This is a genomic window from Bradyrhizobium sp. A11 (assembly GCF_042077125.1).
Lineage (GTDB): Bacteria > Pseudomonadota > Alphaproteobacteria > Rhizobiales > Xanthobacteraceae > Bradyrhizobium > Bradyrhizobium japonicum_B.
Window position 1 is genome coordinate 745,259 of the sequence record NZ_CP149509.1, and the last position, 24,806, is coordinate 770,064.

At 65.3% G+C, this 24,806-nt stretch carries 23 protein-coding genes; 18 read left to right on the forward strand and 5 right to left on the reverse strand.

Annotated features, from left to right (window positions below):
* Positions 1–33 precede the first annotated feature (33 nt).
* Positions 34–2,265, forward strand: coding sequence for a CHASE2 domain-containing protein (locus WI560_RS03455; RefSeq protein ID WP_375306908.1), 2,232 nt, complete (start codon positions 34–36; stop codon positions 2,263–2,265).
* 128 nt (positions 2,266–2,393) lie between these two features.
* Here the strand turns inward: WI560_RS03455 and WI560_RS03460 are convergent, their stop codons facing one another.
* Positions 2,394–3,989 carry an ABC transporter substrate-binding protein gene (locus tag WI560_RS03460; protein ID WP_375306909.1) on the reverse strand — a complete coding sequence of 532 codons (1,596 nt, stop codon included), beginning with the start codon at positions 3,987–3,989 and terminating at the stop codon, positions 2,394–2,396.
* Between the two features lie 199 nt (positions 3,990–4,188).
* Between WI560_RS03460 and WI560_RS03465 the strand changes: the two genes are divergently transcribed.
* From WI560_RS03465 to WI560_RS03520, 12 genes are all read left to right on the forward strand, one after another.
* Complete coding sequence (locus WI560_RS03465) at positions 4,189–5,847, forward strand: ABC transporter substrate-binding protein (RefSeq protein WP_257176220.1); 1,659 nt, start codon at positions 4,189–4,191, stop codon at positions 5,845–5,847.
* 188 nt (positions 5,848–6,035) lie between these two features.
* Entirely contained in the window at positions 6,036–6,989 is a 954-nt protein-coding gene (locus WI560_RS03470; RefSeq protein WP_024338965.1) for an ABC transporter permease, read from the forward strand.
* 216 nt (positions 6,990–7,205) lie between these two features.
* Positions 7,206–8,108: an ABC transporter permease gene (locus WI560_RS03475; protein ID WP_257176221.1), complete on the forward strand. Its 903-nt coding sequence runs from the start codon at positions 7,206–7,208 to the stop codon at positions 8,106–8,108.
* Between the two features lie 2 nt (positions 8,109–8,110).
* The gene (locus WI560_RS03480; RefSeq protein WP_375306910.1) at positions 8,111–9,166 is read left to right on the forward strand and encodes an ABC transporter ATP-binding protein; all 1,056 of its coding nucleotides are present in this window, start codon (positions 8,111–8,113) and stop codon (positions 9,164–9,166) included.
* The gene (locus tag WI560_RS03485) at positions 9,163–9,360 is read left to right on the forward strand and encodes a hypothetical protein (RefSeq protein WP_135164504.1); all 198 of its coding nucleotides are present in this window, start codon (positions 9,163–9,165) and stop codon (positions 9,358–9,360) included. The genes WI560_RS03480 and WI560_RS03485 overlap by 4 nt, the downstream gene beginning before the upstream one ends.
* A complete protein-coding gene (locus tag WI560_RS03490; RefSeq protein WP_375306911.1) occupies positions 9,357–10,772 on the forward strand; it encodes an amidase in 1,416 nt (471 codons plus the stop codon). The genes WI560_RS03485 and WI560_RS03490 overlap by 4 nt, the downstream gene beginning before the upstream one ends.
* Complete coding sequence (locus tag WI560_RS03495) at positions 10,769–11,746, forward strand: ABC transporter ATP-binding protein (RefSeq protein WP_257176224.1); 978 nt, start codon at positions 10,769–10,771, stop codon at positions 11,744–11,746. The genes WI560_RS03490 and WI560_RS03495 overlap by 4 nt, the downstream gene beginning before the upstream one ends.
* Before the next feature lie 110 nt (positions 11,747–11,856).
* Positions 11,857–12,126 carry a GlsB/YeaQ/YmgE family stress response membrane protein gene (locus WI560_RS03500; RefSeq protein ID WP_028138655.1) on the forward strand — a complete coding sequence of 90 codons (270 nt, stop codon included), beginning with the start codon at positions 11,857–11,859 and terminating at the stop codon, positions 12,124–12,126.
* 257 nt (positions 12,127–12,383) lie between these two features.
* Positions 12,384–14,132 carry a type I secretion system permease/ATPase gene (locus WI560_RS03505; protein WP_375308759.1) on the forward strand — a complete coding sequence of 583 codons (1,749 nt, stop codon included), beginning with the start codon at positions 12,384–12,386 and terminating at the stop codon, positions 14,130–14,132.
* Positions 14,133–14,142: 10 nt separating this feature from the next.
* A complete protein-coding gene (locus WI560_RS03510) occupies positions 14,143–15,477 on the forward strand; it encodes an HlyD family type I secretion periplasmic adaptor subunit (RefSeq protein ID WP_257176225.1) in 1,335 nt (444 codons plus the stop codon).
* A gap of 205 nt (positions 15,478–15,682) precedes the next feature.
* Entirely contained in the window at positions 15,683–17,152 is a 1,470-nt protein-coding gene (locus tag WI560_RS03515; protein ID WP_375306912.1) for an AMP nucleosidase, read from the forward strand.
* A gap of 81 nt (positions 17,153–17,233) precedes the next feature.
* Positions 17,234–17,509 (forward strand): DUF1488 family protein, encoded by a 276-nt coding sequence (locus WI560_RS03520; RefSeq protein WP_375306913.1) that lies wholly within the window; start codon positions 17,234–17,236, stop codon positions 17,507–17,509.
* A gap of 168 nt (positions 17,510–17,677) precedes the next feature.
* On the opposite strand, the gene WI560_RS03525 is transcribed toward WI560_RS03520, so the two are convergent.
* Positions 17,678–18,160, reverse strand: coding sequence for a CinA family protein (locus WI560_RS03525; protein ID WP_375306914.1), 483 nt, complete (start codon positions 18,158–18,160; stop codon positions 17,678–17,680).
* A 144-nt stretch (positions 18,161–18,304) separates the two neighbouring features.
* Here WI560_RS03525 and WI560_RS03530 point away from each other — a divergent pair, with 144 nt between their 5' ends.
* From WI560_RS03530 to WI560_RS03540, 3 genes are read left to right on the forward strand one after another with little or no spacing between them, the layout of a single operon-like run.
* On the forward strand, positions 18,305–19,363 hold the full coding sequence (locus WI560_RS03530; protein ID WP_375306915.1) for an amidohydrolase family protein: 1,059 nt from the start codon (positions 18,305–18,307) through the stop codon (positions 19,361–19,363).
* A gap of 25 nt (positions 19,364–19,388) precedes the next feature.
* The gene (locus WI560_RS03535) at positions 19,389–20,498 is read left to right on the forward strand and encodes an amidohydrolase family protein (RefSeq protein ID WP_375306916.1); all 1,110 of its coding nucleotides are present in this window, start codon (positions 19,389–19,391) and stop codon (positions 20,496–20,498) included.
* Complete coding sequence (locus tag WI560_RS03540) at positions 20,498–20,911, forward strand: Rieske (2Fe-2S) protein (protein ID WP_375306917.1); 414 nt, start codon at positions 20,498–20,500, stop codon at positions 20,909–20,911. The genes WI560_RS03535 and WI560_RS03540 overlap by 1 nt, the downstream gene beginning before the upstream one ends.
* Before the next feature lie 141 nt (positions 20,912–21,052).
* Here WI560_RS03540 and WI560_RS03545 read toward each other — a convergent pair whose 3' ends face one another.
* Positions 21,053–21,952, reverse strand: a complete 900-nt coding sequence (locus WI560_RS03545) for a transcriptional regulator GcvA (RefSeq protein ID WP_257192755.1) — start codon at positions 21,950–21,952, stop codon at positions 21,053–21,055.
* Between the two features lie 110 nt (positions 21,953–22,062).
* Between WI560_RS03545 and WI560_RS03550 the strand changes: the two genes are divergently transcribed.
* The gene (locus WI560_RS03550; RefSeq protein WP_257176233.1) at positions 22,063–22,266 is read left to right on the forward strand and encodes a DUF1127 domain-containing protein; all 204 of its coding nucleotides are present in this window, start codon (positions 22,063–22,065) and stop codon (positions 22,264–22,266) included.
* A gap of 69 nt (positions 22,267–22,335) precedes the next feature.
* Positions 22,336–22,959 (forward strand): GNAT family N-acetyltransferase, encoded by a 624-nt coding sequence (locus tag WI560_RS03555; RefSeq protein WP_375306918.1) that lies wholly within the window; start codon positions 22,336–22,338, stop codon positions 22,957–22,959.
* A 93-nt stretch (positions 22,960–23,052) separates the two neighbouring features.
* On the opposite strand, the gene WI560_RS03560 is transcribed toward WI560_RS03555, so the two are convergent.
* Together WI560_RS03560 and WI560_RS03565 are read right to left on the reverse strand one after the other, a co-directional pair.
* A complete protein-coding gene (locus tag WI560_RS03560; protein WP_375306919.1) occupies positions 23,053–23,883 on the reverse strand; it encodes an enoyl-CoA hydratase in 831 nt (276 codons plus the stop codon).
* A 122-nt stretch (positions 23,884–24,005) separates the two neighbouring features.
* Positions 24,006–24,707 (reverse strand): SDR family NAD(P)-dependent oxidoreductase, encoded by a 702-nt coding sequence (locus tag WI560_RS03565; protein WP_375306920.1) that lies wholly within the window; start codon positions 24,705–24,707, stop codon positions 24,006–24,008.
* Between the last annotated feature and the right edge of the window lie 99 nt (positions 24,708–24,806).

Consider the following 24,806-nt stretch of genomic DNA (forward strand, 5'->3'; position numbering starts at 1 on the left):
GGACCCCAGGCGGTTGCAGGAAGTCCGATCGAAATGAAACGTCTCAAGATCCTGCGGCGGTGGTTTGCGCGGAAGCTGGGCTTCGCGCGGCTGATGTGCCTTGCGCTGCTGGTGCTGTTCGCCGGCGCGCGGCTGTGGGATCCGCCGCCGATCCAGGAATTGCGGCTGCGCACCTTCGACATGTTTCAATTGATCGATCCGCGCCACAAGGCGGCGCGGCCGGTCGTGATCGTCGACATCGACGACAAGAGCCTCGCTAAGCTGGGCCAATGGCCGTGGCCGCGCACGCGAATTGCCGACCTGATCCAGAATCTCACCAGCAGCGGTGCGGTCGCGATCGGCTTCGACGTGGTGTTTTCGGAGCCCGACCGGCTCAACCCGGATCTGGTCGCGGGCCAGATGCGCCATCTCGACGACGCCACGCGCGCCAAGCTGCGTGAGCTGCCAACCAACGACCAGATTCTCGCCGATGCGATCAAGCGCTCGCGTGTGGTGCTGGGCGAGACCGGGCTTCCGGCCGTCCTGTCCGAGCTGGACAAATCGCTTCCGTTCACGGGAGTGGCGACGGTCGGGGAGGAGGGGGCCGAACGCTTCCTGTTCGAATTTCCAGGCTTGCTGCGCAACGTGCCGGTCATCGAGATGGTCGCGGCCGGCCGCGGGCTGTTTTCAATCAGGAAAGAGCGGGACGGATTCATCCGCCGCGTGCCGATGATCATGCGCGCACAGGGCAACATCATGCCCTCGCTCAGCCTCGAGATTCTGCGCGTCGTCACGGGCACGCCGACGCTGTTGGTCCGGACCGACAAGACCGGTATCAGGTCGATCCGCATCAAGGGTGTCGAGATCCCCACCGACAAGAACGGCCAGTTCTGGGTGCACTACGCGCGTCGGGACCCCTCGATCTACGTCTCCGCCGCCGACGTGCTCGACAACAGCGCATCGCCGAGCAGGTTCGCCGGCAAGCTGGTGCTGGTCGGAACCTCTGCGGCCGGGCTTAACGACATCAAGACCACGCCGGTCTCTGCGACCATGCCGGGGGTCGAGATCCATGCCCAGGTGCTGGAGAGCGTGTTGAGCGGCGCGGTGATTTCCCAGCCGAACTACGCGCTCGGGGTTGAATTGCTCGCCGCGCTGATCATCGGCCTGCTCGTCATTATCTTCACGCCGAATCTCGGTCCCGTGCGCCTCGTGCTCGCCGGTGCGACGTTCGCGGCGATCCTGGTCGGCACGTCCTGGTTCTTCTACGCGCAGTACCGCTACCTCATCGACTTCACCTATCCGCTGCTCTCGACCACGGCGGTTTATCTGACGCTGATCTTCGCGAGCTTCGTGCGCGAGCAGCGCCAGCGCGTGCAGATCCGCGGGCAGTTCGCGCAATACATGTCGCCGGTCCTGGTCGAGCAGCTGGCGCAGTCGCCGGAAAAGCTCGTGCTCGGCGGCGAGGAGCGCGAGATGACGATCATGTTCTCGGACGTGCGCGGCTTCACCACGATCTCGGAGAGCTACAAGCACGACCCGCAAGGCCTGATCGCGCTGATGAACCGCTTCCTGACGCCGCTGACCGACGTCATCATCGAGCGGAAGGGCTATATCGACAAATACATGGGCGACGCCATCATGGCGTTCTGGAACGCGCCGCTCGACGATGCCGAGCACGAGGTCAACGCCTGCGAGGCGGCGATCCAGATGCTGGAGCAGATCGACGCGGTCAACAAGGAGCGCGAAAAGGAAGCCACCGAGGGCGGCCACGTCTACATTCCGCTCAATGTCGGCATCGGCCTCAACACCGGCATCGGCGTGGTCGGCAACATGGGCTCCGACCTGAAGAAGAACTATTCGGTGCTCGGCGACAGCGTGAACCTCGCCTCGCGCCTGGAGGGCCAGTCGAAGGAATACGGCTTTCCCATCATCGTCGGCTCCCGCACCGCGCTCGCCGCCAAGGACAAGTTCGCGATCCTCGAGCTCGACTTCATCATGGTCAAGGGCAAGACCGAGCCGGAGGTGATCTACGCCATCGCCGGCCGCGAGGATGTGATGCATTCCGCCACTTTCCAGCGCCTGCGCAACGTCACCATCGAGATGCTCAGCTGCTATCGCAGCCGCGACTGGCAGGGCGCGCTCGATGCGATCGAACGCGGCCGCAAGAGCGAGGACGCCGACACGCTGGAAAAGCTGTTCAGGCTCTACGAGGCGCGCATCAAGGATTTCCAGCTCAATCCGCCGCCGGAGAACTGGACCGGAGCATATGCGCTGCTGACGAAGTAGTCGCCGCATCGGCGCTGCCGTAGGGTGGGCCAAGGCGCGTCAGCGCCGTGCCCACGGTCTTACTCTGCAATGTTGAAATGGTGGGCACGCTGCGCTTGCCCACCCTACGGCAGCTGCGTTTGCCGCCCTCACTCCATCCCGATCGTCGTCAGATCCTGAAACCAGTGCTGGGCCTGCACGAACTGCTTCACCTTCGGCGACAGCGCGTGCGGGTTGGTGTCGTGGACGACCCAGACCAGCGTGGCGTCGTCGACGATCAGGGCGTGCGCCTGCGCCAGCAGCTCGTCCTGCTTGGTGGAATCGAACGTCTGCTTGGCCTCGTCGATCAGCGCATCCACCTTCGGATTCTTGTAGCCGCCCCAGTTGACGCCCACGGGCGCGATCTGGCCCGAATGAAAGAAGCGGACGATGGCGTAGAGCGGGTCCGAGGTGACGTAGGCGATGTTGTTGGCGGTGATGCCGGCATTCATCTCGTCGGCCGCGCCCTTGCGCCAATGCGTGTAGAGCGTCTCGAGTTCGACCACCTTGAAGTCGATCTCGATGCCGATCTCCTTGAAGCTCTGCTGCAGGAATTCGTTCATCGGCAGCGACAGCATCTGGCCGGTGCCGCCTTGCGCGATGATGAAGGTGGCCTTCAGCGGCTTGGCCTTGGAGTAGCCGGCTTCCTCGACCAGCTTCTTCGCTGCGGCGAGATCGTATTTCAGCTCGAAGGCCGGCTTGCCGAACCACGGGCTGGACGGATCGACCTGGCCTTTGGCGGGTTTTGCGAGGCCGTTCATCAGCCCGACCACCCCATCGCGATCGATCGCGAGGTTCAGCGCCTTGCGCAGGCGGATGTCGGTCCAGGGCGAGCCCGGCAGCACCGACAGATGATAATTCCAGACATGCGGCGTGACGTTGTCGACGAGCTTCATGCCGGCGGCCTTGAGTTGCGGCACCGCATCCGGGGCCGGCGTCTCGATCAGATCGACCTGGCCCGCCAGCAGCGCATTGGTGCGCGTCAGCGCCTCCGGCATCGGCACCAGCACGATCTTGTCGGCCTTCGGGATGCGCTTCTTGTTCCAGTAGTCGGGGTTCTTGCTGAGTTCTGCGAGCTCGCGCGGCACCAGCTTGGTCAATTTAAACGGGCCGGTGCCGGAAGGCTGGCTGGCGAACTTGTCCCAATCCTTGCCGAGCTTGTCGTACTGCGCGGGGCTCGACACCAGAAACCACAGCATCTGATAGGGAAAGAAGGAATCGACCGTCTTGGTCGTGATCTCCACCGTGAAGTCGTCGATCCTGGCATAGCTCGCGACCGAGGGCAGGCGGGTCTTCACCTGCGCGCTCTGCCGCTTGTCGAATTGCGGCGCCTTGTCGTTGAGCACCTTGTCCAGATTCCAGATCACCGCATCGGCATTGAACTCGCTGCCGTCGTGAAACTTGACGCCCTTGCGAAGCGTGAAGCGCCATTTGGTCTTGTCGGCGTCATCCACCTTCCACTCGGTCGCCAGTCCCGGCACCAGCTTGCCGGGACGATCGGCGACGTCCATCTCCCAGGCCACCAGCGGGTCATAGATCGTGTAGGCCGTGAACTGATAGGCGCCGGCGCCGCGATCGGGTTGACCCGTGGTCAGCGGGATGTCCGCCATCGAGATGCCGTAGCGCAGCACGGTTTCGGCGCGCGCCGAGATTGCGGACGACGCCAGCGCAAGCACGGCGAGACAAATCGACAGACGAAGACGCATGGTCCAGAGCTCCCAGGGGATTTCGAGACCAAACCTGCAATCTTGATGCCAGAATAGGCAGGGCGACGCGTGCACCTGCGTAATGCCTACGAGGACTTGTCGTCGCAGGGCCAAATTGCAGAATAAGTTTCTCTTTGGCATAGCCATTGCATACGATTGCATCAAAAATAGTCATCGAAGCCGGAAAAGGATTGAGGCGATGCTTACTCAGAAGAACACACGCGCGGCATTGATCGCGGTGCTCGCTCTAACGACGGCGGCGGCCTGGCCGCGCGTGGCCAGCGCGGAGACCGTGCTGCGCATCGGCATGACCGCTGCCGATATTCCGCGCACGCTGGGCCAGCCTGATCAGGGTTTTGAAGGCAATCGCTTCACCGGCCTCACCATGTACGACGCGCTCACAGGTTGGGATCTGTCTTCTGCCGACAAGGCAAGCGTGGTGATCCCCGGCCTTGCCACCGAGTGGAAGGTCGACGATGCCGACAAGACCAAGTGGATCTTCAAGCTGCGCCCCGGCGTGACCTTCCACGACGGCTCGCCGTTCAACGCGGACGCCGTGGTATGGAACGTCGAGAAGGTGCTGAAGCAGGATGCGCCGCAATTTGACGCCAGCCAGGTCGGCGTCACGGCCTCGCGCATGCCGACGCTGGCGTCGGCGAAGAAGATTGACGACATGACGGTCGAGCTCACCACCAAGGAGCCCGACAGCTTCCTGCCGATCAACCTCACCAATCTGTTCATGGCGAGCCCGGCGAAGTGGCAGCACTTCTACGACAAGGCCGAAGGCGCCGACGCCAAGGCGAAGTCGCAAGCCGCATGGACGGCGTTTGCCAGGGACGCCGCAGGCACCGGTCCGTGGAAGATGGCGAGCTTCACGCCGCGCGAGCGGCTCGAGCTGGTGAAGAACGCGAGCTATTGGGACAAGGCACGCGTGCCCAAGGTCGACAAGATGGTGCTGCTGCCGATGCCGGAAGCGAACGCGCGCACCGCGGCGCTGCTCTCCGGGCAGGTCGATTGGGTCGAGGCACCGGCGCCGGACGCGATTCCCGAATTGAAGCAGCGGGGCTTCAAGCTCTACGCCAACGAGCAGCCGCATGTCTGGCCCTGGCAGTTCTCGCGCGTCGAAGGCTCGCCCTGGAACGACATCCGCGTGCGCAAGGCCGCGAACCTCTGCATCGACCGCGAAGGCCTCAAGGACGGCCTGCTCGCCGGCCTGATGGTGCCCGCGACCGGCACCTTCGAGCCCGGCCATCCCTGGCGCGGCAAGCCGACCTTCGAGATCAAATATGACAAGGCCGCCGCCCAGAAGCTGATGCAGGAAGCGGGCTTTGGCCCGAACAAAAAGCTGACGGTCAAGACGCAGACTTCCGCGTCGGGCTCGGGACAGATGCAGCCGCTGGCGATGAACGAATATCTCCAGCAGGCGCTGGCCGAATGCTATTTCGACGTGAAGCTTGACGTCATCGAGTGGAATACGCTGTTCACCAACTGGCGCCGCGGCGCAAAGGATCCCAGCGCCAACGGCTCGAACGCGACCAACGTCACCTATGCGGCGATGGATCCGTTCTTCGCGCTGGTGCGCTTCCTGCAATCGGGCATGGCGCCGCCGGTCTCGAACAATTGGGGCTTCATCAACAACCCCAAGTTCGACGAGCTGGTGAAGAAGGCGCGTCAGACCTTCGACCCAGCCGCGCGCGACGCCGCGCTCGCCGAGCTGCACGCGGCCTCCGTCGACGATGCCGCCTTCCTCTACGTCGCCCACGACGTCGGTCCGCGCGCCATGAGCCCGAAGGTGACAGGCGTCGTGCAGCCGAAGAGCTGGTTCATCGACTTCTCGCCGGTGTCGATCAAGCAATAGTCTCGACTTGCTCAGTGTACCCTCTCCCCTTGCGGGAGAGGGTGGCTTCGCGAAGCGAAGCCGGGTGAGGGGTCTCTCTCCGCGAGTGACCCTTCCTCATTCGACAATGCTGTATCCGCGGATAGAACCCCTCATCCGGCGCTTCGCGCCACCTTCTCCCACAAGGGGAGAAGGAAGAAAGAAGACCCGTGCTCGCCTATATCGCCAGACGCATCGTCTATGTCGTCCCGATCGTCATCAGCGTTGCGCTGGTGTGCTTCCTGCTCGTGCACATCACGCCGGGCGATCCGCTCGTTGCCGTGCTGCCGGCCGATGCCTCGCAGGAGCTCGCCGCGCAGCTGCGCACCGCCTATGGCTTTGACCGGCCGTTGCCGGTGCAGTTCGGGCTTTGGCTGCTTCGTGCCCTGCATGGCGATCTCGGCAATTCCATCGCGACGGGACGCCCCGTGCTCGCCGAGGTCATGCGCGCGGTCGGCAACACCGTCACGCTGGCGATCGCGGCCGCCATCATCGGCTTCACCATGGGCATCCTGCTCGGCTTGATCGCCGGCTATTTCCGCGAGACCTGGATCGACAAGGTCGCGACCTCCTTCGCCATCGCTGGTGTGTCGGTGCCGCATTACTGGCTCGGCATGCTGCTCGTCATCATCTTCTCGGTGCAGCTGAATTGGCTGCCCGCGGTCGGCGCCGGCCCGAGCGGCTCCAATTCCTGGGCCTGGGACTGGGCGCATCTGAAATATCTAGTGCTGCCGGCGATCACGACGTCGGTGATTCCCATGGGCATCGTCACCCGCACCGTGCGCGCGCTCACCGGCGACATCCTGAGTCAGGATTTCGTCGAGGCCCTGCGTGCAAAGGGCTTGCGCGAAACCGGCGTGTTCCGCCACGTCATCAAGAACGCCGCGCCGACCGCGCTGGCCGTCATGGGGCTTCAGCTCGGCTACATGCTCGGCGGCTCGATCCTGATCGAGACCGTGTTTTCTTGGCCGGGCTCGGGCTTCCTGCTCAACTCGGCGATCTTCCAGCGCGACCTGCCGCTGCTGCAGGGCACGATCCTGATCCTGGCGCTGTTCTTCGTCTTCCTCAATCTCCTGGTCGATATCGCCCAAGCCGCGATCGACCCGCGCATCAAGCGGGGCTAGCGGGATGCATTTGAGCCGAGCTATAGCCGCGAAGCCGGTGCGCTCCCTCCCCCGCGAGCGGGGGAGGGTTGGGGAGAGGGTGTCGCCGCTCGCAAGAACCTCCAAGAGGAGAGAACCCTCACCCGTCGCTTCGCGACGACCTCTCCCGCAAGCGGGAGAGGTTAAGGGAGCCCGCGGTTCGCACCGACCACACCCATACGCACAGGGAGCCAGCCGATGAGCGAGCTTCCCCTGTCCGCCACCGCCGACGCCGCGTTGCAGGCTGCGCCCGCGACCAAGGCACGCGGCTATTGGGCGACCGTCGGCCGCCGCATCCGGCGCGACAAGGTCAGCATGGCCTGCGCGCTGGTGCTGCTGCTGATCTTCCTCTCGGCGATCCTCGCGCCCTGGCTCGGCCTCGAGGATCCCTACAAGGGCTCGATGATCCGCCGCCTCCGTCACATCGGCACGCCTGGTTATCCGCTCGGCACCGACGAGCTCGGCCGCGACATGCTGGCGCGGCTGGTCTATGGCGGCCGACTGTCGCTGGTGATCGGTATCCTGCCGGTGATCCTCGCCTTCGGCATTGGCACCTCGCTCGGCCTCATTGCCGGTTATGTCGGCGGCAAGCTCAACACCGCGATCATGCGCACGGTCGACGTATTCTATGCATTCCCCTCCGTGCTGCTGGCGATCGCGATCTCCGGCGCACTGGGCGCCGGCATCCTCAACTCGATCGTGTCGCTCACCGTCGTGTTCGTGCCGCAGATCACCCGCGTCGCCGAGAGCGTCACCACGGGCGTGCGCAACATGGATTTCGTCGAGGCCGCGCGCGCCTCCGGCGCGGGGCCCTTCACCATCATGCGCGTACATATCCTCGGCAACGTGCTCGGCGCGATCTTCGTCTATGCCACCAGTCTCATCTCGGTTTCGATGATCCTGGCCGCCGGTCTCTCCTTCCTCGGCCTCGGCACCAAGCCGCCGGAGCCGGAATGGGGCCTGATGCTGAACACCCTGCGCACCGCGATCTACGTCAATCCCTGGGTCGCAGCCCTGCCCGGCGCGATGATCTTCGCGGTCTCGATCTGCTTCAATCTGCTCTCGGACGGCCTGCGCAGCGCCATGGACATTAGGAACTAGCCATGAGCGAGACCAACATTGCCATGCTCGAGCCGGTCGAAGACGTCGGCGGCGTCGCGCAGCCGCTGCTGCAGGTCAACGGCCTGACCAAGCACTTCCCGGTGCGGGGCGGGCTGTTCGCTGCCAGGCGCACCGTGCGTGCCGTCGACAACGTCTCCTTTGCCGTTGCCAAGGGGGAGACCGTCGGCATCGTCGGCGAATCCGGCTGCGGCAAGTCCACCACCGCGCGCCTTTTGATGCATCTGATGCCGCGCGATACCGGCGACATCGTCTATGACGGCATGACCGTGGGACAATCGCTGAGCCTGCGCGAGCTGCGCCGCGGCATGCAGATGGTGTTCCAGGATTCCTACGCCTCGCTCAACCCGCGACTCACGATCGAGGAGTCGATCGCCTTCGGCCCCAAGGTGCACGGCATGGCCGATGGCGCGGCGCGCACCCTCGCGCGCGAGCTGCTCGGCAAGGTCGGACTGCGCTCCGAGACCTTCGCCAATCGCTACCCGCACGAGATTTCCGGCGGCCAGCGCCAGCGGGTCAACATCGCGCGTGCCCTGGCGCTGTCGCCGCGGCTGGTGATCCTGGATGAAGCCGTCTCCGCGCTCGACAAATCCGTCGAGGCGCAGGTGCTCAATCTGCTTGTCGACCTCAAGCGCGAATTCGGCCTGACCTATCTCTTCATCAGCCACGACCTCAACGTCGTCCGTTACATCTCGGACCGCGTCCTGGTGATGTATCTCGGCGAGGTGGTCGAGCTCGGCCCGGTCGACCAGGTCTGGGATCGTCCGGCGCATCCCTACACGCGCGCACTGCTGGCCGCGATGCCGTCCTCAGACCCCGACAGGCGCACCGAGACGCCGCCGATCACGGGTGATCCGCCGAACCCGATCGATCCGCCCCCGGGCTGCCGCTTCCACACCCGTTGTCCGTTTGCGGAGCCGCTCTGCGCAAATGCGACACCAAAGCTGACCGCGCTGGATAAGATGGGCCACGAGGCCGCGTGTTACATGGCAATTCCGGGTTCTGGCCATAGCCGCGCGCCCAGGGAGATCACCGCATGACGAGACCGACACCGAAAGAGATCAAGCCCATCGCGCAAATCGCCGGCGTGCCCGTGGATGACGAGATCGCGACCCGCATCTCCAACTCCATCGGACCTGCCTTCGAAGGCTTTGCGACCATCGCGGGTACGCTGCCGTTCGATCTCGAGCCCGCGCTCTACCCGATCGTGCAGACGCAGAAGGTGTCGAAATGAGCCTTGAACCCGCACTGATGACGCTCACCGAGGTCGCGCGTGCGATCGCGATGAAGCAGCTGTCCTCGCATGAGGCGACGCGCGCGCTGCTCAACCGCATCGCGCAATGGCAGCCGCATCTCAACGCCTTCATGTCGATTGAGGCAGAATCCGCGCTGAAGGCGGCCGATGCCGCCGATGCCGAGCTCGCTGCGGGCAAGGTCCGCGGTCCGCTGCACGGCGTGCCGCTCGCGCACAAGGACATGTACTATGACGCCGGCCATGTCGCGACCTGTGGCTCGCTGATCCGCCGCGACTTCGTGCCGACAGTGACCTCCACCGCCTTGCAACGGCTCAAGGATGCCGGCCAGGTCCGCCTCGGCACGCTGCACCTGGCCGAATTCGCCTATGGCCCGACCGGCCACAACGCCCATTACGGTCCGGTGCGCAATCCCTGGAACGTCGCCCACATCACCGGCGGCTCGTCGTCGGGCTCCGGCTCGGCGGTCGCGGCGCGGCTGACCTATGCGGCGCTCGGTTCCGACACCGGCGGCTCGATCCGCATGCCCGCGCATTTCTGTGGCGTGACGGGGCTGAAGACCACGGTCGGCCGCGTCAGCCGCGCCGGCGCGATGCCGCTGTCGCAATCGCTCGACACGGTCGGTCCGCTGGCCCGCACCGCCGAAGATTGCGCGCTGTTGCTGGCACTGATGGCCGGCCCCGATCCCGCCGACTCGACATGCAGCCAAGAGCCGTTGTCGGACTACGTCGCCGCCACCAAGGGCTCGCTAAAAGGCCTCAGGATCGGCGTGCCCGCCTCGTTCTACGTCGACGATCTCGACGCCGAGGTCGCGCGCGTGCTGGACGAGACCATCGCGCTGCTCAAGCGCGAGGGCGCCGACATCGTCAAGGTCGAGCTGCCGGATCAGCGGCAATTGTCCTCGGCGAGCCAGCTCGTGCTCGCCGCGGAAGCTGCCGCCTTCCACAAGCGCTGGATGATCGAGCGCCCGCAGGATTATGGCCCGCAGGTGCTGATGCGGCTTCAGAACGGTCTCGCCGTTCCCGCCATCACCTATCTGGAGGCCATGCGCTGGCGCGGCCCCGCGCTGGCTGCACACAACGCCGCTACCGCAGGCGTCGATGCGGTGATCGCGCCGGCTTCGCCGGTGCCGGCGCCGACGATCGAGGAGAGCGATGTCGGCGGCGGCCCGAACGCGCCGGCGCTGTTGCAGCGGCTGACGCTGTTCACCCGCCCGGTGAATTTCCTCGGCCTGCCTTCGCTCACGGTGCCCTCCGGCTTCACCAGGAGCGGCCTGCCGGTCGGCATGCAGCTGATCGGCCGCTCCTTCGACGAGGCGACCCTGCTCACCATCGGCGCCGCCTTCCAGCGCGTCACCGATTATCACGATCGATTGCCGAAACTGCCGTCATGACCAAGCTCGTCGAGATCTCCGGCCTCAACATCCGCTTCACCGGCGAGCGCACGGTCTATGCCGTGAACGACCTCAGCCTGTCGCTGGGTGATGGCGAGGTGCTCGGCCTGCTCGGCGAGTCCGGCTCGGGCAAGAGCGTGACGCTGCGCGCGCTGATGCGGCTGTTGCCGAAGAAGCGCACGCAGATCTCCGGCAAGGTCAACGTCATGGGGCAGGACGTGCTCGCCATGAACGACGAGCAATTGTCGTCGTTCCGCGGCCAGACCGTCTCTATGATCTTCCAGGAGCCTGCGCTCGCGCTCGATCCGGTCTACACCATCGGCGCGCAGATCGCCGAAAGCGTCGTGCGCCACGAGGGCAAGACCTATGCGGAGGGCAGGGCTCGTGCACTCGAGATGCTCGAGGTCGTGCGCATCCCCTCGGCGAAGCGGCGGCTGGATGCCTATCCGCATGAGATGTCGGGCGGCATGCGCCAGCGCGCGATGATCGCGCTGGCGCTGGCCTGTAGGCCAAAAATCCTGCTGGCGGACGAGCCGACCACGGCGCTCGATGCCACCGTGCAAATCCAGATCCTGCTCTTGCTGCGCGAGCTGCAGCGCGAGTTCGGCATGTCGGTGATCTTCGTCACCCACGACATCGGCGTCGCCATCGAGATCTGCGACCGTGTCGCGGTGATGTATGCCGGCCAGATCGTCGAGCAGGGCAGCTTGCGCGACATCGTCCGCAGCCCCATGCATCCCTACGCCAAAGGCCTGCTTGCCTCCACCATCCACGGCGCCAGGCGCGGCCAGCGGTTGGAGACCATCCCCGGCACGCCGCCCTCGCTGGCCGAAATGCCCCACAATTGCTCCTTCGCCCCGCGCTGCAAGCTCGCCGAGCCGCGTTGCCTGGAGCGGCTGCCTGCGAATGTGGAGGTCGGCCCGGGGCGGGCGGCACGATGTGTGCTGGCGGAGCCCTTCACAGCGGTGTCATAGCTTTGGACGAGATCAACCAGGCTCGCGGCCGCGCGAGCCTCGTGCCATTCAGACTCCATTCATCCCGGTTCCCGTTCCATGCCGGGCGTTGAAGGAGAGGGACTTCACCGATGCACATTTCCAATGAGGGCCTGCTCGTCATCCTGTTCGTCGGCCTGGTCGCCGGCTGGCTGGCCGGCAAGATCGTGCGGGGCGCCGGGTTCGGCCTGATCGGTGACATCGTGATCGGCATCTGCGGTGCGCTGGTGGCGAGCCTTCTGTTTCCCAGGCTCGGCATCCGCCTCGGCACGGGCCTGGTCTCCGAGATCGTCTATTCCGCCATCGGTGCGGTCATCCTGCTGCTGGTGGTGCGGCTGGTGCGGGGCGGCGGCCGGCTCTAGCAGCAGCCCGGGTCGATCGATCGGAACTGCCGCCTCTTCCAGACCTGGGGAGGGGCGGCCACATCTGCACCAAAAAGCCGCAAAGACTGTGAAATACCGGGCTTGCGTGCCCGGCCGTCGGGAGTAGATGTGGCCTATCGGGGTTCTGAATGAGCCGGCCCGCGTTGGACGCAGCGCCAACATGATGTTAATTCGGGACGCGTAGCCTGAATTGCCCGTGAAATCAGGGGCTTTGGCCCCACCAGAAAGAGACCAGACTGATGGCAGCCTCCGGCGTCCGCCGTTCAGAGCTCGGTGACGCCTTGCGCGCCTGTCGCACGGCGTTCGTCGGCGTCGGCCTGATGAGCTGCATGATCAACCTGCTCTATCTGACCGGGTCGATCTTCATGCTGGAGGTCTACGACCGGGTGCTGCCGAGCCGCAGCATTCCGACCCTGGTCGGCCTGATCATCCTCGCCGGCTTCCTCTATATGGCGCAGGGCGTGCTCGACATGATCCGCAACCGGATCCTTGGACGGATCGGCACCGCGCTGGACGAGGCGCTCAACAAGCGCGTGTTCGACACCATCGTGCGCCTGCCGCTGCTGGTCGGCAGCCGCAACGAAGGTCTGCAGCCGCTGCGTGATCTCGACAATGTCCGCTCCTTCCTCGGCGGCATGGGCCCGAGCGCATTCTTCGATCTGCCCTGGCTGCCGCTCTACCTCGCCATCTGCTTCGCCTTCCACGTCATGATCGGCGTCACCGCGCTGATCGGAGCCATTATCCTGGTCGGCCTGACGCTGGTCACCGAATTCATGTCCCGCCAGCCGGCGAAGGAGGCGATGGGCCTTGCCGCCCAGCGCAACGATCTCGCCCAGGCCAGCCGCCGCAACGCCGAAGTCATGGTGTCGATGGGCATGGCCGGCCGGATGAACCAGCGCTGGAGCGAGGCCAACGAAAAATATCTCGCCGGCAACCAGCGCGCCAGCGACGTCGCCGGCGGGCTCGGCGCGATCGCCAAGGTGCTGCGCATGATGCTGCAATCGGCCGTGCTCGCGGTCGGCGCCTATCTCGTCATCCACCAGGAGGCGACCGCCGGCATCATCATCGCGGGTTCGATCCTCTCCGCCCGCGCGCTGGCACCCGTCGACCTCGCCATTGCGCACTGGAAATCCTTCGTCGCCGCGCGCCAGAGCTGGCATCGCCTCACCCGCCTGCTGGAGCAGATGCCGGCACAGGCAACGCCGACGCAGTTGCAGCCACCCACCAGCCGGCTCTCGGTCGAAGGCGTCGCCATGGTGCCGCCTGGCGACCAGCGCCTCATCGTGCAGGACATCAACTTCACGCTCACAGCGGGCAACGGTCTCGGCGTGATCGGCCCGAGCGGCTCCGGCAAGTCGTCGCTGATCCGTGCGCTGGTCGGGGTCTGGCAGCCGGTGCGCGGCAAGGTGCGGCTCGACGGCGCAGCGCTCGACCAATGGTCGTCCGACATGCTCGGCCGGCACATCGGCTATCTGCCGCAGGACGTCGAATTGTTCGGCGGCACCATCGCCCAGAACATCAGCCGGTTCGATCCCGAGGCGACGTCCGACGCCATCATCGCGGCGGCGAAAGAAGCCGGCGTGCACGAGATGATCATCAAGATGCGCGAGGGCTACAACACGCAGGTCGGCGAGCAGGGCACCGCGCTCTCGGCAGGCCAGGCGCAGCGCGTGGCATTGGCGCGCGCGCTCTACGGCAATCCGTTCCTGATCGTGCTGGACGAGCCGAACTCCAATCTCGACACCGAAGGCGATGAGGCGCTGACCCGCGCCGTCCGCGCCGCCCGCGAGCGCGGCGCCATTGTCGTCGTGGTGGCGCACCGCCCGATCGGCGTCGAGGCGGTCGACCAGATCCTGGTGCTGCGCGACGGTCGCATGCAGGCGTTCGGCCCGAAGGAACAGGTGCTGGCCCAGGTGCTGCAGCCGCGGGCGACGCCGCCGGCGCCGATCAAGATCGTCAGTGAAGGCGGAGTGGCCAAACCATGAGCACCAAGCCATGAGCACGATGGCCATCGGCGGCCCGAAGCCTGCCGCGAAAAACACCGTCCGGGACTCGATCAAGTTTCACCTGCTGCTCGGACTCGGCATCGTGCTGGTGCTGGTCGTCGGTCTTGGCGGCTGGGCGTCGACCGTGCTGATCTCGGGCGCGCTGATCGCGCCGGGCCAGATCGTGGTCGAATCCAACGTCAAGAAGGTGCAGCATCCGACCGGCGGCGTGGTCGGCGAGGTGCGCGCCCGCGACGGCGACCTGGTCAAGGCCGGCGACATCGTGGTGCGGCTCGACGACACCGTCACCAGAGCGAACCTTGCCATCGTCACCAAGAATCTCGATGCCGCGCAGGCGCGCGCGGCCCGGTTGCAGGCCGAGCAGCGCGGTGTCGACAGGATCGAATTTCCGCAAACCCTGCTCGACCGCGCTGGCGATCCCGACGTCAAGCTGCTGCTCTCCGCCGAAACCAAGCTGTTCGACGTCCGCGTCAACGGCCGTGCCGGACAGAAGGCGCAGCTGCGCGAGCGCATCACCCAGCTCAACGAGGAGATCGCCGGTCTCAGCGCCCAGGAGAAGGCCAAGGATCAGGAGATCGCGCTGGTGCAGAACGAGCTCACCGGCGTGCGCGATCTCTACGACAAGCGTCTGGTGCAGCTCTCGCGCCTGACCCAGCTCGAACGCGACTCGGCGCGTCTCAACGGCGAGCGCGCGCAGTACATCGCCGCGCGCGCCCAGGCCAAGGGCAAGATCACCGAGACCGAGCTGCAGATCATCCAGGTCGACAAGGACGTGGTGAGCGAAGTCTCCAAGGATCTGCGCGAGACCAACGACAAGATCGGCGAGCTGATCGAGCGCAAGGTCGCCGCCGAAGACCAGCTTCGCCGCATCGACATCCGCGCGCCGCAGGACGGCATGGTGCTGCAATCCAACGTGCACACGGTCGGCGGCGTCGTCACCGCCGGCGACGCTCTCATGCTGATCGTGCCGCAGACCGACGACCTCCAGGTCGAGGCCAAGGTCAATCCGGTCGACATCGACAAGCTCCAGATCGGCCAGAAGACGCTGCTGCGCCTGTCCGCATTCAACCAGCGCACCACGCCCGAGCTCAACGGCCTCGTCAGCCGCGTCTCGCCCGACGTCACCACCGACCAGCGCACCGGCCAGAGCTACTACACCATCCGCGTCTCGATGCCGGCGGAAGAGATCGCCCGCCTCGGCGACGTCAAGATGATTCCCGGCATGCCCGTGGAAGCCTTCGTCCAGACCGGCGACCGCACCATGCTGTCCTACCTGATGAAGCCGCTGCACGACCAGCTGATGCGCGCGTTCAGGGAGAAATGACGCGCGAAAGCGCGTCATTTTCACCCGTCATTTCGAGCGTATCGAAGCAATCCAGTCTCGTAGGGTGGACAAAGGCGCAAAGCGCCGTGCCCACGATCTTTCCCACGATGAGCATATCGGTGGGCACGCTTCGCTTTGCCCACCCTACGGCACCGCCTTCTTTGCTATAGTTCGACTCAAGCTCAAATAACCCGGCGGTCGAACAATGCAATCTCCTCCCTCCATCGCCACTGAATCCTTCTCCGACGCCGGCCTCGCCGTCGCCCGTCTCGAAGAGATCTACGAGCGCAACACAAGATTCCTGCGCGAGCGGTTCGAGGCCTATGTCGGCGGCGAGGCCGTTACCACGCGGGTGCGGGCCTATTATCCCTTCGTGCGCATCACCACCGCGACGCATGCACGGCTGGATTCGCGCCTTGCCTACGGCTTCGTCGCCGGGCCCGGCGTGCATGAAACCAGCGTGACGCGGCCGGATCTGTTCCGCAGCTATCTCGTCGAGCAGATCGGATTGCTGATCCAGAATCACGGCGTGCCCGTCGAGATCGGCGAATCGGCCGAGCCGATCCCGATCCATTTCGCCTATCGCCGCGACATCAATATCGAGGCCGCCATCACCACCAGCGAGAATTCGACCGTCGCGCGATCGCTGCGCGATGCGTTCGACGTGCCGGATCTCGCCGCCATCGACGATTCCATCGCCGACGGCACCTTTGAGCTCCGGCCCGGTGCGGCCGAGCCGCTGTCGCTGTTCCGCGCCGCCCGCGTCGATTACTCGCTGCGTCGGCTCTATCATTACACCGGCACCGATCCCGAATATTTCCAGAACTTCGTGATCTTCACCAATTACCAGTTCTACGTCGACGCTTTCGCGCAGCTCTGTCAGCAGCGCCTTCAGTCGGGAGAGGCCGGCCTCGATGCCTTTGTCACGCCGGGCAACGTCATCACGCAGAGCGGCGGCGCGATCAGCGGCATCGCGCCCGCGCGCATGCCGCAGATGCCGGCGTTCCATCTGGTCGTATCGGGCTATCGCGGCATCACCCTGATCAATATCGGCACCGGTCCGTCGAACGCGCGCAACGTCACCGACCACGTCGCCGTGCTGCGCCCGCACGCCTGGCTGATGCTCGGCCATTGCGCGGGCCTGCGCAACACGCAGCGGCTCGGCGATTACGTGCTCGCGCACGGCTATGTGCGCGAGGATCACGTCCTCGACCGCGAGCTGCCGCCGTGGGTGCCGATTCCGGCGCTGGCCGAGATGCAGGTCGCGCTCGAAGAGGCGGTCGAGGACGTCACCGGCCTCGAAGGTTTCGAGCTCAAGCGCCTGATGCGGACGGGGACGGTGGCGAGCGTCGACAACCGCAATTGGGAGATCTCCGGGCCTGAGGTGATCCGCCGCCTGTCGCAATCGCGCGCCGTTGCGCTCGACATGGAATCGGCCGCGATCGCCGCCAACGGCTACCGCTTCCGCGTGCCTTACGGCACGTTGCTGTGCGTCTCCGACAAGCCGCTGCACGGCGAGATCAAGCTCGCCGGCATGGCCAGCGAATTCTACCGCCGCCGCGTCGGCCAACATCTCGAGATCGGCCTGAAGGCGCTGGAGCGGCTCAAGCAGCAGGAAACGGAGCGGCTGCATTCGCGAAAGCTTCGCAGCTTTGCCGAGGTGGCGTTCCAGTAGGGCGAAGTTGCTCTTTGCTGCTGACAACCGGAGCGATTTTCAGCATTGTCCGTCGCGGGGGTGCTCGACCGGGACGACTTGATGCCACTGACGCGCGACAGGATCATCGGCCACGACCGTGAACGGCTGGCCTTTCGCTTCACCATGCTGAACGACGGCGAGGTCGTGCATTGCCAGATCAGCGACGCCGCGATGGACGAGCTCGCGGGCATGCAAGGCACCGAAAGCAGCGCGCGTCAGGCGCAATTCCTGTCGCTGCGCGAGACCATCGAGCGGATCGCGTCGGATGTCTACGATGAAGCGCCACGGGTGCAGGGATATGTGGTGCGGATCTTCATGCGGCATTTGGGACGGTAGCCGTAGCGCTTTCTCCGCCGTCATGCCTGCGCAGGCGGGCATCCAGTACTCCGCGGCTTCTCGATTCCAGCCGCGCCGTCTCGAGTACGGGATCGCCCGGTCGAGGCCGGGCGATGACAGTGGTGTTGGTGGCGAGGCCGCCCCGGCTCATTCAAGGCGAGTAGCAGCTTAGCCCTCCAATTTCCGCAACAGCAGCTTCAGCGTCGCCGCAGCGAACATTTGCATGTTGCCGTACCGGTCATTGCTGCCGGTCTCCAGCGTCATCACCTCCGACACAGGCCCTGCAACCGCCATGCAGCTATGGCCGGCCGCGTCGCCGTAACGGTTGCCGGTGGGGCCGGCTGCGCCGGTCTCGGACAGGCCCCAGTCGCTGCCGAAGCGCGTTCGCATCTGTCCGGCCAGCAGCTGTGCGTAGGGCTCAGACGAGGAGCGGAAACCCCTCATTCCTTCGTCCGAAATATCCATCAGCACGCGCCTGGCGTCTCGGGTGTAGACCACCGCGCCGCCGAGGAAATAGGCGGACGCGCCGGGTACCGCGAGCAGGCTCGCGGCGATCAGGCCGCCGGTGGAGGATTCGGCGACGGCAATGGTCTGTTTGCGCGCGATCAGTTTGGCGGCGATCTGTTCCGCAATGCCGACGAGCTCTTTCATTCCCTGAACCTCTCGTTTCCCGCAACCGAGCTGCGCCTTCCTAGCATATGCCGGAAGCCTTGGCCGAGTTGCGGGCGACCGGCAGGCCTGATTGAATGGCGGGGACAGAAAAGACAAGCGAGGAAACGTGAGAAGGGAGACGTCATGGCGTCCCTGATCGCCGGCGGGGTGGATTGCGATGTGCATCCGGCCGTGCCGCATCTGACCAGCCTGCTGCCCTACCTGAACGATTATTGGCGCGATCAGGTGACGACGCGCGGCATGGTCGACCTCATCTCGCAATCCTATCCCGAGAGGTCGCCGATCACGGCGCGGCCCGACTGGCGTCCCGAGAGCGGCAAGCCCGGCGAGAGCCTGGAGGACATGCAGCGTCACGTGCTCGATCCCTTCCAGCTCAAGCATGCCATCTGCAATCCGCTCTACGGCGTGCAGATGGTGTTCTCCGAGGACATGCAGGCGGCCTTCTGCCGTGCGTTGAACGACTGGCTCGTGACGGAGTGGCTCGATCGCGATCCGCGGCTGCGCGGCTCGATTGTGATTCCCACCCAAAGCGTCGAGAAAGCCGTGGCCGAGATCGAGCGCTGTGCGCCGGACAAGCGCTTCGTGCAGGTGCTGATGCTTGTCATGGGCGACACGCCGCTCGGCAAGCGCGCGCTGTGGCCGATCTACGAGGCCGCGGAGCGGCTGGAACTACCCGTCGGCATCCACGCCGGTTCCGCCTATCACAATCCACCGACCGCGGTGGGATGGGGTTCCTATCACATCGAGGATTATGTCGGTCAGGCTCAGGCGTTCCAGACCCAGCTCACCAGCCTGATCGTCGAGGGCGTGTTCGCCAAATATCCGCGCCTGAAAATGGTGATGCTGGAATCGGGCGTCTCCTGGATCTCGCCCTATCTCTGGCGGCTGCACAAGTTCTGGCGCGGCGTGCGGATGGAGACGCCGTGGGTCGATCGCGCGCCGCTGGACATTGTGCGCAGCAACATCCGCTTCTCGTTACAGCCATTTGATGCACCGCCGGATGAGGCGACATTAAATCGCCTGTTTGAGCATATGCAGTCCGACGAATTGGTCCTATTCTCCACGGACTATCCGCACTGGCAATTCGACGGCCAGGACGCGCTGCCCGAAGGTCTGTCCCCCGATCTCGTGCGCAAGATCATGATCGACAATCCGCATGCAACCTATCCCCGCCTGAAATGAGCCCGCTGCCAGAGGAGGCAAGGCGATGAATATCCAGTTCCGCGAGAACCAAGAAGCCGCGTCCCCCCTGACCGCCAAGACCGCGATCGCGGACTGCGACATCCATCCGGCCCGCGCCACCCGCACCGAGCTCTATCCCTATCTCGCCAAACGCTGGCAGCATCATCTCGAGGTCTATGGCGTCCATGCCTATCAGGGCATGATGGAAGGCCCGCCTTACCCCAAGGCGCAGCCCAACGCCTCGCGCCGCGACGCCTATCCGCCCGAGGGCGGGCCGCAGGGATCCTCGCTGTCCTTCATGCAGAAGCAGCTGCTCGATCCCAACAACGTGCAGCTGGGCGTGCTCAATCCGCTCAACACCGGGCAGGGCATCCGCAATCACGAGCTGTCGGCCGCCTTGTGCTCGGCAATCAACGACTGGCAGATCGACAAATGGACCAGCAAGGACAAGCGGCTGAAGGCGTCCATCGTCGTCGGCAATGAGGATGGGCTGTCGGCGGCCGCCGAGATCCGCGAGCGCGCCGGCGACAAGAATTTCGTGCAGGTGCTGCTGCTCAGCCGCAATGTCGAGCCACTCGGCCAGCGCCGCTATTGGCCGATCTATCAGGCCGCGGAAGAAGCCGGCCTGCCCGTCGGCGTGCATGCCTTTGGCTTCGGCGGCAATCCGATCACGCCGTCGGGCTGGCCTTCCTATTACATCGAGGAGATGGTCGGGCATTCGCAGTGCCAGCAATCGGCGCTGGCGAGTCTCGTGCTCGAAGGGGTGTTCGCGCGCTTCCCGAAGCTGAAGATGGTGATGATCGAGGCCGGCTTCGGCTGGGCGCCATCGCTGGCGTGGCGGCTCGACAAGGCCTGGCAGCGCCTGCGCAGCGAGGTGCCGCACGTGAAGCGGCCACCCTCGGAATATATCCGCGAGCAGGTGTGGTGGACCACGCAGCCGATGGAGGATCCGGAGCGGCGCGAGGATCTGTTCGACGTCATCAACTGGATCGGCTGGGACCGGCTCTTGTTCGCGACCGACTATCCGCATTGGGACTATGACGAGCCCTCGCGCGTCTTGCCGGCGGGCGTCAGCGAGGCCAACCGCGAGGCATTCTATCTCGGCAATGCCAAGAAGCTGTACGGCATTTCCTGATGGCGAGACACGTCATCGCGCCGGTCGACGAGCTTCCGCCGGGCACGCGAAAATTCCTTGAGATCGACGGACGGCCGATCGCGGTCTTCAACATCAAGGGCGAATATTTCGGCCTGATGAACCGCTGTCCGCATCAGGGCGCGGCGCTGTGCGAGGGTCCGCTGATCGGCCTCGCGCAGTCCAGCAATCCCGGCGAGATCGAGTACACCAAGCTCGGCGAGATCATCCGCTGCCCCTGGCACGGCTGGGAGTTCGACATCCGCACCGGCCAGTCCTATTGCGACCCCCGCCGCTTCCGCGTGAAGGCTTATCCGGCCCATGTCGAGCCGGGTGCGAAGGTGGTGAAGGGGCCTTATGTCGCCGAGACGATCCCGGTGAGCGTCGAGAGCGATTACGTGGTGGTGGAGCTGTAACTCTCGCCGTCATTCCGGGGCAGCCCGCAGGGCTGAACCCGGAATCCATCGTACAGCGGAACGGCGGCAAAAATGGATTCCGGGTTCGCGCTACGCGCGCCCCGGAATGATATCCGGGCGGGCCGAAGCCGCTGTTTTTCTTCACGCCTTGTTCTGCGTGGCAGCAATCAGCCACTGCCTGAACGCGGTCAGCTTCGGCGCCTCGCGGCGGCCCTCCGGGGCGACCAGGTAGAAACCGGCATCGGCCGGCAGTGCGATCTTGAAGGGCACCACGAGCCGGCCCTTGGCGATGTCGTCTTGCACATAGGAGGTCCGCCCCATCGCCACGCCGATGCCGTCGATCGCGGCCTGGATGGTCATGAAGATCATGTCGAAGGTGATGCCGGGATGCCTGGCGATGTCGGCCGGCAGGCCCGCCGCGGTCAGCCATAGCCGCCAGTCGTCGCTGTTGGTGCTCGAAGTGTGCAGCAGCGCGTGGTTGCGCAGATCCTCCGGACGGCGCAGCGGCTTGTCGCCGTGCAGCAGCGAAGGGCTGCACACCGGAAACAGCTCGTCCGCCATCAGCCAATCGGCGCGCAGGCCCGGCCACTGGCCGCGGCCGTAGCGGATCGCGGCATCGACATTGTCGCGCTGGAAGTCGACGAGGCTGGTCGAGGTGGTGATGCGCACATCAAGGCCGGGATGCTGCTCCTGGAAATCGCTCAGCCGCGGCAGCAGCCATTTCGCGGCAAGTGAAGCCAGCGTCGAGACCGTCAGCACCTTGTCGTCGTCCTTGCGCAGCAGCCGGTCGGTCGCAAGCCGCAGGTCGTTGAAGGCGGCACGAACGCCCGGCAGGTAGTCGCGCGCTTCCGGCGTCAGGGCCAGCGCGCGGTTCTGCCGGATGAACAGGCGGATGCCGAGCTCCTCCTCGAGCCTGCGGATCTGATGGCTGATCGCGGTCTGCGTCACGTTCAGCTCGCTGGCTGCCAGCGTGAAGCTGAGATGGCGCGCGGCAGCCTCGAACGCCCGCAATCCGTTCAGGGACGGCAATCTGGCAGTCATTTGGCGGCAGGATACATGACGTTATTTCATGCGAAAAGGTACAAATTGTCGTTTGTCGCAGTGCACCAGGAAGCAGATATTAGCGGTCAGGTTAGCTCTAGGAGCTCGAAATGTCTACTTTGACTCACAACTCGATGACAAATCATCATGCGCCTGGCTTGATCGAGCAGATCGGCGAGACGCTTCACGTCTGGCATGAGCGCTACCGGACCCGGCGCGAGCTCACGCAATGGACCGCACGCGATCTCCAGGACGTCGGACTGTCCTGGTCCGATATCGCCTTCGAGGCCGAGAAACCCTTCTGGCGGGCCTGATTGGCCGCCAGGCCGGCGCCGCCTGACCACAGGGGCGCCGGCGCTCCCTTTCCCATATGGGCATGTGTCATGGGCACCCTTCGTCTCGAAGACCTGAAGCAATATTCGGACACGCTGCGCACCCGGCACCGCGAGGCGCTCAACGTCCGCTTCGTCGAGCCGCGCGATACCGAGGAGCTCCAGCACTATTTCCGCTCGCTCTCGACCCGCTCGCGCTACAACCGTTTCTTCGGCGCCGTCAGTGAATTGCCGGAAGGGTTGCTGCGCGACTTCCTCCAGATCGGCGATCGCGAGCGCTTTACGATCGTCGCAACCATGCTGGTCGACGGCTTCGAGACCATCGTCGCCGAGGCGCGCTATGCGCTGCATGCCGAAACCGCGACGCTCGAATTCGGCCTGTCGGTCCATGACCGCTGGCAGGGCCACGGCATTGCCACCGCGCTGATGAATAACCTCGAATGCCGCGCCGCCGCGCTTGGTGCCGAGCAGATGTTCGGCGAGACGCTGCGCTCCAACGAGACCATGGTGTCGCTCGCGCGCAAATCCGGCTTCGCATTCGTCAATCATCCCGACGATTGGAAGTTGGTGCGCTTCGGCAAGGATATCTCGGTCGCGCCGAAAGACATCCCCTGCGCGAGCTGGCGCCTCGCCGCCCTTTCCCGTCAGGCCGAACGCCCCTCAGCCTCGGCCTGACACAACTGAGAAGCCCGGCCTGGTGAAACCAGCGCCGGGCGTTTTTTCGTAGCCCGGATGGAGCGAAGCGCAATCCGGGATTCGGATGACTGGCTACTTCCCCGTAAACACGGCTTTCCGCTTCTCGATGAACGCCTGCACCGCCTCCTTGTGATCGGCGGTCGTGGTCAGGCGCACCAGCCGCTCGGCTTCGTGGTCGCGCGCGGTTTCGAAGTCGAACAGCACGGCCTCGTCGAGATTGTCCTTCATGTAGCGCAGCGCGAGGCGCGGACCTTCAGCGAGCGATTTGGCCAGCGCGAACGCCTCGGTATGCAATTTGTCGTCGGGCACGACACGGTTGACGAGCCCGATCGCTTCGGCCCGTGCGGCATCGACGCGGTCGCCGGTGAACATCAGTTCGCGCGCCCGCGCGGTGCCGACCAGCCGCGTCAGCAGCCAGGCGATGCCGTAATCGCCCGACAGCGCGATGCGGGCATAGCCGGTGGCGACGAAGGCCGATTGTGCGGCGATGCGGATGTCGCAGGCCATCGCGATGGCAAGGCCGGCGCCAACCGCGGGGCCGGGCAGGGCGGCGATGGTCGGCTTGCGCACCGACACCAGCGCGCCGGTCAGCAGCCGCTGCCGCTCCTGCAGATCGGCGACCTTGTCGTCGAAGGACATTTCGAGCTTCTTGGGATCGCGATGCGCGCCCATGCCCTTGACGTTGCCGCCGGCGCAGAAGGCCTCGCCCGCGCCCGTGAGCAGCAGCGCGCCGACCTCGCGATCCTCGCCGCAGGTCCGGATCATCGTGCGCAGCGCCGGCGTCAGCGCGTCCGACAGCGAATTGCGCGCCTCCGGCCGGTTCAGCGTGATGACGGCGACGCGGTCGCGGATGACGCAGAGGAGCTCGTTGGTGCCGGTGTCGATGCTGGTTTCCGTGGTCATGTTCGCTCTCTCCCTTCTCTCGTAGGGTGGGCAAAGCGGAGCGTGCCCACGTCTTTTGCGCAATTTCGCCGAGATCGTGGGCACGGCGCTTTGCGCCTTTGCCCACCCTACGGCAGCTCGCCTCAAAAATTCTCCACCCAGGGCCGCAGCTCCAGCTCCCAGCTCCAGGCGCTGCGCGGCTGCTGCAAGACGTTCCAATAGCTCTGCGCGATCGCACCGGGGTCGAGCATCGAATCCGGTCTGTCCGCGGCCTCCGTCCGCGCCGCGCTCCTGATGCCGCCGTCGATCACGAAATGCGCGACATGAATGCCCTGCGGCGACAGCTCGCGCGCCAGGCTCTGTGCCAGTCCGCGTAGCGCGAACTTGCCCATCGCGAACGAGGCCGACTGCGCATAGCCCTTGACGCTGGCCGAAGCGCCGGTGAACAGGATCGCACCGTGCCTGTTCGGCAGCATGCGTTTTGCGGCCTGTTGCGCCACCAGGAAACCGCCATAGGCGCTGACCGCGATCGCGTTGGCGACGTCGGCCGGCACGAGGTCGACGAACGGCCCGCGCGTGCGGCCGCTGGCATTGTAGACCACGAGGTCGGGCGTGCCGATCTCGCGCTCGACCAGGCCGAACAGCCGCTCGACCTCCTCCGGATCCGCCGCGTTGCAGGCATAGGCCTTTGCGCCGGTCTCGCTGCAGAGCGCGCCAAGCTTCTCGATCTTGCGCGCGGCCAGCGCCAGGCGAATATTCTGCGCGGAGAGCAGCCGCGCCAGCGACGCGCTCAGGCCTTCGCCGGCGCCGACGATGAGGGCGATCTTGTATTTCGGATGTTCCATGGCGTGATCTCTTGGGATGGGAGCCGTAGATCTATGTACGCCGACGCGAACAACCAGCCGGCGCGATCACAATTCCGCAGAGCGAATTGCTCCTTCACG